The sequence below is a fragment of the Roseateles amylovorans genome (assembly GCF_025398155.2).
In the GTDB taxonomy this organism is placed as follows: Bacteria; Pseudomonadota; Gammaproteobacteria; order Burkholderiales; family Burkholderiaceae_C; genus Roseateles; species Roseateles amylovorans.
The window spans coordinates 3,467,821-3,482,989 of sequence record NZ_CP104562.2 but is presented as its reverse complement, the minus strand read 5'-3'; the positions used below and the strand labels follow the sequence as shown (position 1 = coordinate 3,482,989).

Sequence of the window (15,169 nt, the reverse complement as noted above, 5' to 3'; positions counted from 1 at the left end):
GCGCTCATTATCACGATCCGGAGGACGCCTTGGCACGGCCCCGCAACGTGGCGTTGCATTCAGACAGCGCCTGCCGGCTTTGCTCGTCCGGCTCCTCGCCGAGATCCACCAGCGGCAGCAGCGCCGCCAGCGGGGCCACCGCCACACCCAGGACAGCCGCCGGCACCAGTTTCTTCAGCAACGGCGTCTTTTCCAGGCTGACATTGGGGTCGCTCAGCGTGCCCTGCAGCTTGAGCGGCGTGCGCAGCGTCAGCGGGCTGACGTCCTTGGGCTGGACGTTGGCGGTGAGCATCAGCCGCTCGGTCGCCAGCGATATGTCGCCCTCCACCCGAACCAGGGAATCCCGGGTATCGATGAGCATGGGCTGCGGCGTCACCCGGCCTTGGCGGACCCGCAGGTCGGCCACGCCGCAGCTGACCGGCAGGCCGTCGTCGCCCTTGATCAGAACACCCAGCGCCTGCGCCACGTCGATGCCCGCCGCTTCGACGATCAGGTGCGACACGCTGCCCTGCGTCCAGAAGAGGACCATGCGGCCGTCCGCCGAAGCCAGCAGTTCCGCGGTCGATCGACCTCGTCCATCCAGCGCGATCCGGCCACCCATGACGCCGGTGACATACGGCGGCTGGCCCGGCTTGCGTTGCAGCTTCAGCCATTGCTCCAGCTGCACACCGTTGACTCGCAGTCGAACCTCCCATCGCGCCTGCGGTTGCCGTCCGTCCAGGAGGATGCGGCCGGCGAACTGGCCCTTGGCGACTCGGGCATCGATGTCTCGGATTTCGAGCACGCCGTCCTTCAGCACAATGTGCCCGCTCAGCGGCTGAGCCGCCTGGAGCAGGGCGGTGCCGGATTCGAATCGGTCCAGTCGCACCGTCACGTCCGCATCCATGGCCCGCAGGGAAGGCAGGTCAAAGTTGCGATCCGGCAGCACCCGGCCAGCGTGGCGGGGTTTGGTCGTTTCGTCCGCCGTCGGCAGACCGATGGATGGGCCCAGGTCGGCCATCCACAGCTCGCGTCCACGCAATTGGCCGGTCAGCTTGGACTTCTCATTCGGCGGGGCGGTGAATTCGAAATCGCCGTTGAGCTTGCTCTTGCCGATGGTGGCGGAGGCCACCGAGGTCCGCCAGCGCCAACCGTCCCGGCTGAGCGTGCCGTTCATGGCGAAGGGTGGAGTGGTGGGCAGCGTCACGCCCAGCGGCTCGCCGATGGCGGCCAGTGATGGCCCGGCCACTTCGAATCGACCGTTCAGGCCTTGGCTGACCAGCAGGTCGCGCACTTCCCCGTCAAACGACACTTTGGCGCGTCCCAGCCCGCCACGCAGGGTGACGGGCACCGACGGCGCCTTGGGATCGGAGGACAGCCAGGGCAAGGCCGATCCGGTGCGCAGGCTGGCCTTCAGTGGCAAGTTTCGGAAGTTGCCTTCCGCCTCGATGATCATCCCGTTGCGGGCGACGATGTCGGTGGCCGATGCTGGCGCTGAGGCGCCCGAACCCGCCGCCGCGACAGCAACCGCCGCGGCCGGCCGCTGCCCTTGAGGCGCGGAAGCACCCGAGGACGCCGACGCGGCACCCTTCGAGCCTGCAGCAGCGACCTGTTTGCCCGAAGCCGCAGGCGACTTCGCCGCCTCGCCGATGTCGATGTTCAGCCGCTGGGCGATGGCCGTGCCGCTGAGTGGGGCGCTGTCGGCGCCGGCCCGGCCGATCGAACCGGTTTCCCAGTCCTCACGGAGGGCGAAGCGCGCAATCAAGGCCAGGCGCTGGATCTTGTCGTCGATCAGCGCCGTGCCTTTCCGGACCTCCAGCAGGTCGAAACGCACGCCGTCCACATTGGGGCGCTTGCGGATCTGGGTGTCGCTGTCCGGCTGACGGCCGAACTGCCAACTGGCGCGGCCCTCGACATCGCGCTCCACCCGCAGCGTGAGGTCGTTGGCGCTGAGGGACTTCACCCGCAGCGCCTCGCCCTGGCGAAGCGCGAGCAGGTCACCGTAGCGCAGGGCCAGTTTGGCGTCCTCCACCACCAGCATCGGCCCCAGGGTGCTCCAGCTCGGGCCGCTGATCTGCAGGCTGTCGGTTTCGAGCCGCAGCCCGCCAATCAGGCGCAGCTGCCAGCGGGTGCTGCCGGACCCATCGAAGCTGACCATCCGGTCCAGCTTCTGGCTGAGCCAGTTCTCCATCGGCCGGCGCAGGAAGGGCCAGCCCATCCATTCGCAGACCAACACCGTGCCGACGAGCAGGGCCAGCACAGCCGCCACACCGGTGCCCCAGCGCCGCAGGGCGCGAGTGTGCGGGCGTGACGGGGGACGCGAATCCGGCGAGGGTGGCGACGCCGGTGTGGCGGCTGGCAGGGGCGTGGGCGGAGGAGAGTTCATGTCGATCACCACCAATGTTCGAAAAGTCCGGAGAAAAATTCCTTGCTGCGCTGCAGCCAGGGTCGGTGGCGCCAGGTATCCAGATCGATGGTGCGGGAGGCGGCGCGGTCTTGCTCGAACATGCGCGTCATCGCGCCGCCGAAGTCTTCGCCCAGCACCACCGCATTCACTTCGTTGTTGTAGACAAAGCTTCGCCAGTCCATGTTGCTGGAGCCGATGGTGGAGACCACACCGTCGATCACCGCGGTCTTGGCATGCAGCACAGCGTCCTGCAGCTCATGGATGTGGACGCCCGACTGGAGCAGTCGCTCGTAATGGGCGCGCCCTGCATGCATGACCGGCGAGAAATCGCTCTGCGAAGGCAGGATCAACTGCACATCCACACCGCGCTCGGCGGCTTCGCACAAGGCGTCCACCATGTCTTTGCCGGGCGCGAAGTAGGCCATGGTCAGATAGGCCGAGCGCTGGGCGGCGCGGATGCTGCCCAGCAGCAGGGTGTAGATGCGGTTTTCCTTGTCCTCCGGGGTGGACGGGACGATCCGCATCAGCTGTTGCCCAGGCGCGGTGGTCGCAGCCGGGATCTCATCGACCGCGCCTTCACAGCGTTGCTGCTGCCACACCTCGCGCACCAGCCCATGCAGCGCCTGAACGGCCGGGCCGCGCACCTGGATCATGGTGTCTCGCCAACCGGATTCCTTGCCGTCGCCATCCTTGTCGGTGATCTTGCGGCGGGAACCCTTGCTGCCGAAGGAGCCCGAGCCCGAGGAATACACCGCGCTGATGTTGATCCCGCCGGTGAAGCCGACCTCGTTGTCGACGACCAGGATTTTGCGATGGTCGCGATGGGTGATCTTGCTGTAGCGGGTGCCCTTGAGCGGATTGACCGGATTGAAGGCGCAGACCGAAATGCCGTTCTGGCGCATGCGTTCGAAATACGCCTCCTGGGTGGAGAGCGATCCCACCGCGTCATACATCACCGCGATCTGGATGCCTTGCCCACGTCGCGCAATCAGCAGGTCCGAGAGCTGCTTGGCCACATCGGCGTCTTCGATTATGTAGCTCTCCAGCACGATCTGGCGCTTGGCACGTTCGATGGCACTGAACATGGCCGCGAAGGTGGCCGGCCCGTCGATGAGCAACCGAGTGTCGTTGCCGGCGTACAGGTCCACGTCGCCGAAGGCCGACATGGCCGCCAACTGGCGCTTCAGCAGATCGGCACGGCCTTGGTTGGCCGCACTCTGGATGGCCTGTTCGCGCCGCTGCTGGCCCATCGGACCGCGCGCATCGTTCACATCCACCTGCGTGGCGACCTTGGCCACCGAGGGCGCACGAGCCGGTGGTTCCGGGATCGGGCCATTGATCGGCGGCTTCGGTGTGCCGCAGGCCATCATGCAGGCGCTCAGGCCAAAGGTCAGAAGCGACAGCTGCAGACGGGTGACCCCTGCGGCCCGCCGTTCGACCGCACGCACAGGCGAATCGTCCTGCAGCCGAGCGGACAGCTGATGATGACCAATGCACCGCCGCCACCACCCGGACCTCGGGGGTGTCGGGGTCGCGGGCCGAGGCGAGGGGGGCTTGATCATCGTTCGGCGCTCATTCCTTGAGAAGGTCGGCGAGCTCGTCGGCGTGCTCTTCCTCGTCGGCGAGGATCTGCTCAAGGATGCGGCGGGTGGTCGGGTCCTTCTCGCCGATCAGCTGAATCATCTGGCGATAGGCCTCGACCGCCACGCGCTCGGCCACCAGATTGGCGCGCAGCATGGCCTTGAGGTCCAACGAGGCGTCGTAGTCGGCATGGCTGCGGCGGGTCAGGGAGTCGGGCGAGAAGTCCGGCTCGCCGCCGAGCTGCACGATGCGCTCGGCCAGCTTGTCGGCATGGCCGCTCTCTTCATTGGCATGCTCGAGGAATTCCTCGGCAATGCGCGGCGAGGCCAGCCCGTGGGCGGTGAAGTAATGGCGCTTGTAGCGCAGGATGCAGACCAGCTCGGTGGCCAATGCATCGTTGAGCAGGTTGACGATCTGGTCCCGGTACGGACCGTAGCTGGGCGTGACCGGACCCTCGTCGAGGTGTGACCGGGCGCGGTCCAGTGCTTTCTCGTCCAGCTTCATGGTGGGGAGGTCGGCGACAGAATTCATGGGATGGCTCCTCTGTATGGCTAGGCCCGGGATGGGCTGGCGGCGGGGCGTGTCGGATGAGGTGTCGGTGGTCGCAGAGGCCGTCGTCTGCAGTCGATGACCCTCGGTGTGGCCTCAGTGGGGGCGTCCTCAGGGGAAGGGTTCCCGTGGCGCGTTCGCGGCAGGTCGCGTCGACGGAAGCCGGCGAGTGAGGGAGGCATCGGGGGCCGGTATGGCGTTCCGTGCCCGTCGGGTCATGCTCACCCGCTGCGGGTCCTTCCGCTCTCGGCCACCGGAGGGCGACGTGATGTGCGCTCTCTCAACGGGCCACGACGTTATTTGCGAAGCGCGTTCACGCCTGTGACGCCCAGCACCAGCAGCACCAGGAAGATCACCAGGAAGATGCCGAACAGGATCTTGGCGATGCCGGCAGCACCAGCGGCGATACCGGTGAAGCCGAGCACGCCCGCCACCAGGGAGACGACGGCAAAAATCAGGGCCCACTTCAACATGACGATGTCCTTTCACTGCGAAAGCCGCGGCGCGGCACATGGCATCCAATGTAGAAGCGAGGGCTGGACGGAGGGCATCAGCGGGCCCCACGTCGTCATGTAGGACGGGATGCCGCCGGCCGGTCTGCCGGACCTGTCCTACAGCAGACCCCGGCGCGGTATGACAGACAGGGCGCGGGCCCAGGGATAGCCTTCACTCATCCCTCCCGATGCGCCTGGCACCGCTGGCCTGACTTCCAACCTTCCACCTGAATCTGGCAACTGGCAGATGGCACCTGGCACCTGGCACCTGGCACTTGGGGATGTCCGACACCGATCTCAGCCCGCAGGGGCCGGATTCGACAGCGGTAAGGACAAACGCCCGAACCGACCCCGAACTGACCTCCAAACGACAGAAGGAGCCGACATGAAGCTGCTCACCCACACTTCCACGACCGCGTTGGTCACTGCGGGCGCCGTGTTGTCCGCGGTGATGATGATTGCCGCGCCGGTGTTTGCCGCTGAGGGCGACGCCAAGCCCAAGGCACCGACCACCGCCGCCACGACGCCCAGCTACCAGCAGGAGCGGGCCGATTGCCTCGCGGGCAAAGGCGGTCAGGACGTCAAGACCTGCCTGAAGGAGGCGGGTGCCGCGCGCGAGGAATCGCGCCGGGGCACCTTGAAGTCCGCCAGCACCGAGGAACTGGCCAACAACGCAGTGCTGCGCTGCCAGCGCGTGCCCGAGGCCGATCGGGACGATTGCCGGTCGATGGTGATGGGCCAGGGCCTGCGCGACGGCAGTGTCGAAGACGGCGCGATCCTCAAGCGCATCGATCGCATGGTCGAGGAGAACCCGACCGCCGCTGGCGCCCCGGTGCCCCCGGCGAGTGCTGCGAGCACACCGTGGGTCGGCGCCAGTGCACCCCGCCCGAAATCGCCGCCGCCGCTGCCGCCGCAACCGAAGGGCAGCGCGCCGGGTCGCTGATCGACTTCATCCCATCGGTCTCGTTCTGCCAAGCGTTGAGACTGAAGGGGCAGGTGATGTGGGCTCAGGCTCAAGGCTTGCCCGTCTGGTCCGTCGAATCATCCTGGGCGCCAATGGCGCCCATCATCTGAAGGAGAGCAGTCATGCTGTTGAAACGAATTCTTCCGTTGGCCCTGTCCAGTCTGGCCGGCTATGCACTCTGGCAATGGCAGGCCCGCAGCCATGAGAAGCGGCTGAAGTCGGTGAGCGCCAAGCCGCACGAGGTGACGACCTGGGAAGGCGAGGGCGGTGCGCTGCATCGCTCCGGTCCGCAGTTGGGTCCGGAGCCGGTGAAGCCGGTGCCTGGCGTCGCTGATTGAGCTGGCATGAGGCGATCGGCCGCGCAGCCGAGTCGCCGCGGACCGAGCGGTCACCGTGCCATGAAAAAGCCGAGCGCCAGGGTCATGCCTGGCGCTCGGCCTTTGTGCGGTCCTCGCTTGATCGGGGCATCAAGCCAGGCGCATCGACCCGCCTGGCGCGGGCTCGATGCGCCGGCCGTTCCCGCCTCAACCGCCTTGTTGTGGCTCGCGCAGGAAGATCTCGACGCGGCGGTTCTTGGACCGGCTTTCGGCCGTGTCGTTCGACACCAGGGGCTCGCGGGAGCCTCGACCCGCCACTTCCACCCGGTCGCCTCGAACGCCGCGATCCACCAGGTAGTTGCGCACACTTTCTGCGCGACGCAGCGACAGGGGATCGTTGATGGCGTCCGAGCCGGTGTTGTCGGTGTGGCCGATGACGCGAACGACGGTGGTTGGTCCGCTGTTCAGACCGTTGGCGAAGCCGTCCAGCACCGGACGCAGGCGCGGTTCCACCACGGCGCTGTTGGTGGCGAAGGAAATGTCGCTCGGCACTTCCAGCTTGAGTTGGTTGTCGGCGGTGCGGGTGACTTCCACGCCGGTGCCTTGGGTCGCCTGTTCCATGGCGCGGCGCTTGTCTTCCATGTGGCGTGACCAGACATTGCCGGCCACCGCGCCGAGCGCGCCGCCCACGATCGCGCCGGTGCCGGCCTTGCCGCCGGTGGCGGAGCTGAGCACCGCACCCGCGACGGCACCGATCGCCGCACCGCCGGCGGTGCCACGCTGACGCTCATCCATGTTGGCGCAACCGGCCAGGGCGGCCACCGTCGTGACCGCCGCCATCACCAGCGACAGGCGGCGCAGGCCGGCGCGGCGGACGGTTGGCGCGGCAACTTGAGGGGCGGCCTGAGGGTGGGCGTCGATCGAAACGTGGAGGGTGGTGCGAAGCATCTGGAGGGCTCCTCTGAGTTGTTGGAGAGAGTCATGAGTATCCACCGGGGGCACCTGGTGCGTCGTCCAATGGCGGCGGGAAGGAACCTGCAAAAGTTTGCTGGTCTGTATAGGCAGTTGGCAGAGTTGGGCTATTCGCCGAGAAGCGTCCCGTTCCTAGCATGACCGCAATCCATCAGCACTGCGGAGCGACTGTCATGCGCAACGAATATCCCTCTATCAGCCGGTCAGTGACCCCCTCTGGCAATCCGGATGCCATGCCCGAGTGGCGCGAGGTGTGTCCCCCGCCGTTCCAGGGCCGCAGTCACTTTCCCTCACCACTGTCCGCCGCCGATGATCGTCCGGTGACTGCCGCTCCCGGTCACCTGGCCGATGAGCACACCTCGGTGAATGTGCGTTACGCGCTGCAGCCGATCGTGGACGGTCGGGGGCGTCGCTTCGGCTCGGAACTGCTGTTTCGCTGGAACAGCCGTGACGGGGGCGTCAGCCCGCACCTGGGCGGCTATGCCACCAGCGTGGCCCTGTGCAATGCCCTGCTGGATGGTGAACTGCTCACCGCTGGCAACGTCGACGGCCAGCCGATCGGGCCTCTGTTTGTCAACATGGATGAGCGCTCCCTGCTCAGTCCGATGGCTGAAGCGGTGGACCCCCGCATTGGTGTCATCGAATTGCTGGAAACGATGCGGGTCACGCCCGCGGTCCGTCGACGGATTCAGGCCCTGCGCCAACGGGGCTATCGTTTCGCGCTGGACGACATTGAAACCCTGGACGATCCGCGGTGGAGCCTCGCGGAGGAGGCCGAATTCGTCAAGGTGGATCTGCTGCGGGTCAGCGACCGGACCCTGCAGGCGCTGGTCTCCATGTCGCATGCCATGGGCCTGCGTGTCATCGGCGAGAAGGTGGAGAGCGAGGACCAGCTGCAGCGGGTGCGCAGCCTGGGCGTCGATCTGTTCCAGGGCTATGCCGTGCAGGCGCCTCAGATCCACACGCCGCCGGCGCTGCCCGGTTGCGATGCGGTGATCCTTGGCAAGACTTACCTGATGACGCAGGCCGAGGTGTCCGACCAGGCGCTGGCCTTGCTGATCTGCAGCGATCCGGCGCTGATGGCGCGCCTGCTTCGACTGCAGGCGGTGTACGCACCGTCGCAGGTCGCGCGGTCGGAGACCTTGGTGGATCTGGTGGCGTCCATTCCTCGGCCGGTGCTGCTGGCGTGGTTGGCGATGATGAATGTCGCGGCGGTCCATGGCCGCGGCCGGCAGCGCAGCCTGCTGGTGCGGCGCGCGCTGATCGCTTACCGGGCCCATCTGCTGCAGCTGCCGATGAATCCGGCGTCCGAGGAGTTTTCCAGAGAGCTGTTCGATCACTATGTGATGCTGATCAACATCCACATGCAGGCGCGCATGCCTCGGGCGGCGGCGGCCTGAAGCGACGTCGAGCCCCAGCCCAGCGTGCTTGCGCTGGCATGGCGCTCGGAACTTCTGGATCGCCCCGCAGTCGATCTGCCCAAAAAAACGCCGTGGTGCTGAGGCATCCACGGCGTTTCTGTTTTCGATCCTGGCTCCGGCCCCAGCCGATGAAGAGTCAGAGGCTCAGCCGTCGATGCCAGGCATCGGTTAAGGCACCCAAGGCGTCTCTCTCTTCGATCCCGGCAAATGAGGCGGCTTGGGGCTCAGCCGTGGATGCCGGACATCGTTTGTCGTTGGCCCATCCGCCGACCGTGACCTACGGCCCAGCGGGCAGGCGCAAAAAAACCGCCGAGGTGCTGATGCATCCACGGCGGTTGGCAGCTTGAATGGAAGATCAATCGTCAATGAGCCCATGGATCCGCGCGACGCTGGTGGCCATGGCCCGCGAATTGACATTGAGCTTGCGATAGATCGATCGCAGATGCTGGTTCACCGTGAAGCGGGAGATGGACAGGCGGCTGCCGATGTCCACGATCGGATGACCTTCGATCAGCAGGTTCAGCACGCTCCATTCGCGCTGACCCAGCCCCAGCTCCTTGAGCTTCTGTTCCTTGTCGACCTTCGGCCGAACGCCGGTTTCCAGGCTCTCCAGCTTGTCCAGCACCAGGCGCGAGACCGCCGGGCTCAGCGGCGCATGGCCGTTGTGGGTGGCGATGATCTTGTCGATCAGCGAGGGCTGGATCTCTTCCTTCAGCAGATAGCCCGAGGCGCCAGCACGCAGGCTGCGCATGACGTGCTTGGTGTCGCCAAAGGTGCTGACCACGATGCTGTGGGCATCGGGGCATTTCTCCTTGATCAGCTTGATCAGGTCCACGCCGTCGACGTCGGGCAGACCCAGGTCGACCAGGTAGACGTCGGCGCGGTTGGCCAGAATCGCGGAAACCGATTCACCGCGGTTGCGACCGATGCCGACGATCTGGCAGGCGCTGCTGCCGGAGACGATGTCAATGATCCGTTGCAGGACAACTGGATCGTCTTCAATGATGGTGACGGTGATGCTCATGTTCTCGTTCCCTGAAGGTTGAGGTTGTCTTGAGGACTGATGACGGGTTGACTGATGACCAGGTGAACGATGGGCCGGGGGCTCATCGTTCGCCCATGGATTGGGACAGCGTTTTCTTGACCGGCTTGAGCAGGTAGTCCAGCACCGTGTGGCGGCCGGTGATGATTTCTGCGGTGGCGGTCATGCCGGGTTGGATCTGGATGGTGTGGGAGAGCTCGCCCTTGAATCGATTGGCGGTGATTCGGATTCGGGTGCGGTAGTACGCTTGCTCGCCGCCTTGCGGGGTGCGCTCGGTCAGGGCGTCGGAGCTCACATAGATGACCTCGCCCTGCATGGTCCCGTAGATGCTGTAGTCGAAGGCATCCAGCTTGACGTTGACCGGCATGCCGGGCCGCACGAAGCCGATGTCGGCGGCGCGAAGGCGGCTTTCGATCAGCAGATCCTCGCCGGTGGGCAGCAGCTGCATGATTTCGTCGCCCGGGCGCAGCACCGCGCCGACCGTGGTCAGGGTGATGAGGTTCACCACACCGTCCACCGGCGCCCGCAGCTGAGTGTGATCCAGCATGCCGCGGCGGTCGTTGAGTGCTTGCTGGATGCTGGCCAGATCTTCTTCGGCCTTGGCCATTTCGGTCTGCGCATCTTGCAGGAATCGGTTGCGGCGGGTCGTGACCTGGCCGGCGGCCTCGTTGGCGGCGCGCTGCAGGCGCAAGAACTCGGCGGCGCTGATGTCGCCGCTCTTGAACAGCGGCTCGTTGAGCGCGACCTCGTCCGCCGCCAGCCGGGCTGACTTCTCCAGCACGGCAATGTCTTCATTGATCGCCGTCTGGCGGCGTTCATGCAGCCGTCGCTGCACGGCGCTGAAGGTGCTTCCGCTGTCGTCGCGGTAGGCGACGCCCAGGGTTTCTGCCCGCAGGCGTGCCCGGGCCGCCTGCAGTGCCGCCGCCTTTTCCGAGGAATCGGCCAGGGCTGCGCGCGCCTTGGTGTCGTCCAATTGCACGAGCAGGTCGCCCTTCTTGACCGCATCGCCCTCGTGAACGAACACCTTCTCCACCACACCTCCATCTGGCGCCTGGATGACCTGCGTCCGTGAGGATGCCATGACCTTGCCGGTTGTGCGAGTCACCTCTTCGATCTCGGCTTTGGAAGCCCAGTAGGCGCCGGCGGAGAGCGCGGCCACCAGGGCGATGACGGTGATCCGCAAGCCGTGGCGTTGACCACCGGCGATGTTGGGTGTCTTTTTCATGTTGATTCCCCTGGATGGTTGGACTCAGGCCGCGGCGGGCGGGGCCTTGATGGCGGTGTTGGAGGCCGTGGCAGCGGCCGTCGTCGCGCCGGTGCCGGCGGGGGCCTTGATGGCGGATACGGCGGCTCCAGGCGCTGCGGCGGGGCGCCCCTGGAGCTGGGCCAGCACCTGATCGCGCGGGCCGTCCAGCATCACCCCCTGCGGCGACAGCACGATCACGCGGTCGACCATGCGCAGCATCGACAGGCGATGGGTCACCAGCAGCAGGGTGGAGGTCGGCGCCAGTTGTTGCTTCAGCAGTTGCACGGTGGCGTGTTCCAGGCCGTCGTCCATGCCGGAGGTCGGCTCATCAAGCAGCCAGACCGAACGCTCGGCCAGCACCAACCGGGTCAGGGCGACCAGTTGGCGCTGCCCGCCGGACAGGCCGCGACCGCCTTCGGTCAGCTTGCGGTCCAGGCCCATCGGATGGGCTGACACCATGGGCCACAGGCCGGTGCGTTGGCAGGCGATGATCAGTTGCTCATCGCTCACGTCGGTGAGGCCGAACGCCAGGTTCTCCCGCAGCGTGCCGGCAAACAGCCAGGCGTTCTGCGGGCAGTAGGCGATCTGGGCCGATCGCCAGCCGGCATGGATCTGCTGCTGGTCGACACCGTCCAGGTAGACGGTGCCCTTGGTGGGTTTGCTCTGGCCACAGGCCATCGACAGCAGCGTGGACTTGCCCGCGCCGATGCCGCCGATGATGGCCACCTTCTCGCCGGCGCGGATCTGCAGCCGGCCCACCCGCATCGATTGCTTGGAGCCGGGGTAGGCGAATTCCACATCGTCGAACAGGATGTCGCCGCGGATGGCTTCGGGCACCAGCGGCCGTTCCACGTCGTGGTTGTCGGTCTCCAGCCGGAAGATGGCGTCCAGCGACTTCATGGACGCCTTGGCGTTGCCCAACTGCACCAGCAGTCCGGGGATCGATGCCAGCGGCGACAGCACACGACCCGACAGGATCGAACAGGCAATGATCGCGCCCTGGGTGAGATCCCCACCGATGGCCAGGACCGCACCGATGCAGATCAGCGAGATGTAGCTGGCCTGCTGCAGGCCGGCGGCCAGATAGCTGGTGGCGTCGGTCTCATGTTTGAGGGCCAGGCTCTGGTCGGCATTCGATTCCGACAGTGCGGCCCACCGGGCTTCGAAGCGCCATTGCGCCCCCAGACCCTTGATGCTTTCCGCACCTTCGATGGTTTCCACCAGCAGGCCGGTCTTCGCATTCGCGCCGGTCAGGTGGGTGGCGCTGATGCGCGAGATCTTGCGCATGCGCAGCACGCCGGCCAGCAAGGTCAAACCAAACAGCAACACCGCCGGGGCGGCCATCCAGAAGCCGCCGATCATCCCGATCACCAGGGCGAAGAGGATCGCCATCGGCATGTCGAACAGCAGGAACAACGTGGAGGTGGACAGAATGCTCCGGATCGATTCGAAGCTCTGCATCTGCGAGGCCAGCGTGCCGACCGAGCCGGGGCGCTGGTCCATGCGCACGCTGTTCAGGCGCGCCAGCAGGGCCTGCGAGATGGAGACATCCAGTTGCTTGAGGCGCGGCTCCAGCAAGGTTGCACGGGCCAGCTTGAGCAGCCACTCGATCAGGATGGCCAAACCCACGCCCATCGTCAGCACCCACAGGGTGTCATGGCCCTGGCTGGGGATGACGCGGTCATAGACCTGCATCGAATAAAACGAGATGGAAATGCCGATCGCCGCCAGCACCAGCGACAGACCGGCCGCTTCGCCAAAGACCGGCCAGTTGCGACGGATCTCACGCAGCATCATGCCGCGGGCGGTCGGCTGCTCGACGGCGTTGGCACGGGTCTCGGCCACCAGGTGCAGACAGGCGACGCCATCCAGGACCAACTCGTGCCGTACGCCGTCCGCATCGACGCAGCGCCACAGCTGGCGGGCGTCCCGGCCGGTCACGATCAGCCAGCCGAGGTCCGGGTGCGGGCACAGGAGCGGCAGGGCTGCGAGTTGAGGCTGTTTGAGGGTCACAAAGCGGGCTGTGCTGCAGACGGCCTCGCCGAGCGAGTGCGCGGAGCGCAGCGCGTCATGCGACCGTGCGCTGGGCGCCACGGTCATGGCCGCCAGGTGTTGCTTGGCCTGTGCACTCGGCACGGGTTGCCCCTTCAGTCGCATCCACTGGACGAAGGTCTTGGCCAACTGGGCCCGCTCCTGCATGTGCGCTGCGCTGTGGGCGGCATGGCCGCCCTCATTCGCGCCGCTGGCTGCCTCAGTCGCAAATTTCGGCGCGGATTTCGGCGCGGATTCGTGCGCGGATTCGTGCGCTTCGACGACGTCCGAGGACGGGCGGCCGTCCGCGGCGTTTGGGGTACGGACCGTCTTCAGGTCGTCCGGCGCCGCCGGCGCGGCGGCCTTGGCCGAGGCTTCAGAGGTTGCCGCGGTCTCGGGCGGAAGCGACGAATGGGTCGCCGCCGGCGTTGCGGGCATGGGTTTGCCGGCGTTGCCGCCAAAGGGCGGCGGTGTGGTCTTGATCCAGTTCATGGTGAGAGCCCTTTCGCGCGGTAGCGCCTGGCTGACGAAGTCGGGGGATGGAAGGAAGAGGAATGGGTGGCCGGCGAATCAGGTGCCGCCGTTCTGGTCGATCAGCAGGCGCAACCGAAAGAGGCCGGCACGCTGGTCGATGCGCGCTTCCCGCTCGGACTGCCGCGCGGCGTGGGCCTCGCGCACCATGTTCAGCAGGTCCAGCCAGGCGCGTCGGCCGGCGTCGAACTGGCGGCGGTAGGAGCGCAGCACGTCATCGCTGGCCGCCGAGGTGGCGACCGCATTGCTGGCGGAGGCGGTGGCGGCCTGATAGCGGGTGAAGTCCAGTTGGTAGCGGTTGAACAGGTCCTGCTCGGTGGCCGCCACCGCGGCCTGCGCCGCCTGGATGCGTGCCCGGGACCCGCCCAGTGCCGCAATGCTGGCGAAGCCGCCATTCATGCTCGCCTGGACGACCACCCCGATGCGCTGGTCGCTGCGGGCACCGCTCTGGTGGTCGTAGCGCAGGCTGACCGTCGGCTTCAGGCCGGCCTTGGCGCGGGTCAGTTCATCTTGGGCGATGTCGACGCCGGCGCGGGCCATCATCATTTCCGGAGCGTTCTGGATGCCTTGCAGCACTTCGTTGAGCGCCGGCGCGGCGGGCAGGTCTCCGGCCAGGGCCTGCAGCAGCGTGTCGGTCACCGGACGTCGGGCCAGGCGCTGGAGTTGCTCGCGCTGCAGGGTTTCGTCCAGCCGGGCTTGTGCGAGTTCGGCCCTGACCGCGCTGAGCCGCGAGGTGGCGAGCGCGGCATCCGAGGCGGTCGAGACGCCGGCGCGGGTACGGCGCTCGATCATGTCGAGCAGTTGCTGATGGCTGGTTTCCAGGAGCTGGAGGTTGTCGACCCGGCCGCGGGCCTTGGCCCATTCCGCCCAGGTGGCGACGATGCGCTGCTTCAATTGCAGTTGCGCCGCCAACAGCTCCTGATGGCTGCTGCGCAGACTGGTCTTGGCCGCGCTCAGGCCGGCGGTCAGTGCGCCGCCGGTGTAGAGCGGCTGGGTGACCCGCAACACATTCACATAGGCGCCGGATGAGTAACCCATCCCCGCCGGTTCACGGCTGAAGCTGGGGGTCGGGCCGAACTGCCATTTGGCGGCGGACACGTTGCTTTCGGCAGCAGCGATGTCGGCACGGGCGCGCTCGATGGAGGGATCCTCCGCCAGTGCCGTCATCAGGAACTCGCTCATCGCCTGGCCCCAAACCGGGAGGGCGGCCGCGCTGGCGTGCGCAGTGGAGGGTTCGGGAACGCCCAGGGGGGCGACAACCGCCATTGAGGGAGCGTCGGCGGCGGTCGTGGCGCTGGCGTCCTGGGTCTGGGGGGCGCGGATCGATGCGGCGGCGTCGGACGCGGGCATCGAAGCGATTTCTGCCTGGACAACGGTGCTCACAGAGAATCCCACCAGAATCGCCGCGAGCGTGCCGATAATGGCGGCCGGTGCGGGGGTGGAAATGCCAGTAATTTCTGAGTTTGCAGTTGTTTTCATCAGAAGCTCGATGGGTTGTTGCGCGTCGGAATGCAGTTTCCATGCGTCCTCATCAGCCCCACAAGAGCACTTATTTGCTAGTGATTTAATGCAGACCAGCTCATGTGATTGATTTGTGTGGTTTAACTAGCAATGATTTGCTAACTACTGGGATTT

Annotated in this window: 12 protein-coding genes; 3 read left to right on the top strand and 9 right to left on the bottom strand. The window is 66.5% G+C overall.

What is annotated here, in order from left to right; translation table 11 throughout:
* Positions 1–10: 10 nt before the first annotated feature.
* From N4261_RS14405 to N4261_RS14390, 4 genes are all read right to left on the bottom strand, one after another.
* On the bottom strand, positions 11–2,365 hold the full coding sequence (locus tag N4261_RS14405; RefSeq protein ID WP_261755995.1) for an AsmA family protein: 2,355 nt from the start codon (positions 2,363–2,365) through the stop codon (positions 11–13).
* Positions 2,366–2,370: 5 nt separating this feature from the next.
* Complete coding sequence (locus N4261_RS14400) at positions 2,371–3,834, bottom strand: phospholipase D-like domain-containing protein (protein ID WP_261755994.1); 1,464 nt, start codon at positions 3,832–3,834, stop codon at positions 2,371–2,373.
* A gap of 124 nt (positions 3,835–3,958) precedes the next feature.
* The gene (locus tag N4261_RS14395; protein ID WP_261755993.1) at positions 3,959–4,498 is read right to left on the bottom strand and encodes a ferritin-like domain-containing protein; all 540 of its coding nucleotides are present in this window, start codon (positions 4,496–4,498) and stop codon (positions 3,959–3,961) included.
* 314 nt (positions 4,499–4,812) lie between these two features.
* On the bottom strand, positions 4,813–4,989 hold the full coding sequence (locus N4261_RS14390; protein WP_092946619.1) for a DUF1328 family protein: 177 nt from the start codon (positions 4,987–4,989) through the stop codon (positions 4,813–4,815).
* Positions 4,990–5,395: 406 nt separating this feature from the next.
* Between N4261_RS14390 and N4261_RS14385 the strand changes: the two genes are divergently transcribed.
* Complete coding sequence (locus N4261_RS14385; RefSeq protein WP_261755991.1) at positions 5,396–5,953, top strand: hypothetical protein; 558 nt, start codon at positions 5,396–5,398, stop codon at positions 5,951–5,953.
* A gap of 143 nt (positions 5,954–6,096) precedes the next feature.
* Positions 6,097–6,312, top strand: coding sequence for a hypothetical protein (locus N4261_RS14380; RefSeq protein ID WP_261755990.1), 216 nt, complete (start codon positions 6,097–6,099; stop codon positions 6,310–6,312).
* 186 nt (positions 6,313–6,498) lie between these two features.
* Here N4261_RS14380 and N4261_RS14375 read toward each other — a convergent pair whose 3' ends face one another.
* Entirely contained in the window at positions 6,499–7,131 is a 633-nt protein-coding gene (locus N4261_RS14375) for a YiaD family glycine zipper/OmpA-like lipoprotein (RefSeq protein WP_261760708.1), read from the bottom strand.
* A gap of 452 nt (positions 7,132–7,583) precedes the next feature.
* Between N4261_RS14375 and N4261_RS14370 the strand changes: the two genes are divergently transcribed.
* Entirely contained in the window at positions 7,584–8,663 is a 1,080-nt protein-coding gene (locus N4261_RS14370) for an EAL and HDOD domain-containing protein (RefSeq protein ID WP_261755989.1), read from the top strand.
* A 376-nt stretch (positions 8,664–9,039) separates the two neighbouring features.
* Here N4261_RS14370 and N4261_RS14365 read toward each other — a convergent pair whose 3' ends face one another.
* The 4 genes from N4261_RS14365 to N4261_RS14350 all read right to left on the bottom strand — a co-directional run bounded on the left by N4261_RS14365 (position 9,040) and on the right by N4261_RS14350 (position 14,884).
* Entirely contained in the window at positions 9,040–9,708 is a 669-nt protein-coding gene (locus N4261_RS14365) for a response regulator (protein ID WP_261755988.1), read from the bottom strand.
* Positions 9,709–9,790: 82 nt separating this feature from the next.
* Complete coding sequence (locus tag N4261_RS14360) at positions 9,791–10,951, bottom strand: HlyD family type I secretion periplasmic adaptor subunit (protein WP_261755987.1); 1,161 nt, start codon at positions 10,949–10,951, stop codon at positions 9,791–9,793.
* Between the two features lie 24 nt (positions 10,952–10,975).
* Positions 10,976–13,495, bottom strand: a complete 2,520-nt coding sequence (locus tag N4261_RS14355) for an ATP-binding cassette domain-containing protein (RefSeq protein WP_261755986.1) — start codon at positions 13,493–13,495, stop codon at positions 10,976–10,978.
* Positions 13,496–13,573: 78 nt separating this feature from the next.
* Positions 13,574–14,884 carry a TolC family protein gene (locus tag N4261_RS14350; RefSeq protein ID WP_261755985.1) on the bottom strand — a complete coding sequence of 437 codons (1,311 nt, stop codon included), beginning with the start codon at positions 14,882–14,884 and terminating at the stop codon, positions 13,574–13,576.
* Positions 14,885–15,169 lie beyond the last annotated feature (285 nt).

Coding starts and splice junctions, on each gene's coding strand:
- N4261_RS14405 (WP_261755995.1), bottom strand. CDS start 2,365: ATGAACTCTCCTCCGCCCACGCCCCTGCCAGCCGCCACACCGGCGTCG.
- N4261_RS14395 (WP_261755993.1), bottom strand. CDS start 4,498: ATGAATTCTGTCGCCGACCTCCCCACCATGAAGCTGGACGAGAAAGCA.
- N4261_RS14390 (WP_092946619.1), bottom strand. CDS start 4,989: ATGTTGAAGTGGGCCCTGATTTTTGCCGTCGTCTCCCTGGTGGCGGGC.
- N4261_RS14385 (WP_261755991.1), top strand. CDS start 5,396: ATGAAGCTGCTCACCCACACTTCCACGACCGCGTTGGTCACTGCGGGC.
- N4261_RS14380 (WP_261755990.1), top strand. CDS start 6,097: ATGCTGTTGAAACGAATTCTTCCGTTGGCCCTGTCCAGTCTGGCCGGC.
- N4261_RS14375 (WP_261760708.1), bottom strand. CDS start 7,131: ATGGCGGCGGTCACGACGGTGGCCGCCCTGGCCGGTTGCGCCAACATG.
- N4261_RS14365 (WP_261755988.1), bottom strand. CDS start 9,708: ATGAGCATCACCGTCACCATCATTGAAGACGATCCAGTTGTCCTGCAA.
- N4261_RS14360 (WP_261755987.1), bottom strand. CDS start 10,951: ATGAAAAAGACACCCAACATCGCCGGTGGTCAACGCCACGGCTTGCGG.
- N4261_RS14355 (WP_261755986.1), bottom strand. CDS start 13,495: ATGAACTGGATCAAGACCACACCGCCGCCCTTTGGCGGCAACGCCGGC.
- N4261_RS14350 (WP_261755985.1), bottom strand. CDS start 14,884: ATGCCCGCGTCCGACGCCGCCGCATCGATCCGCGCCCCCCAGACCCAG.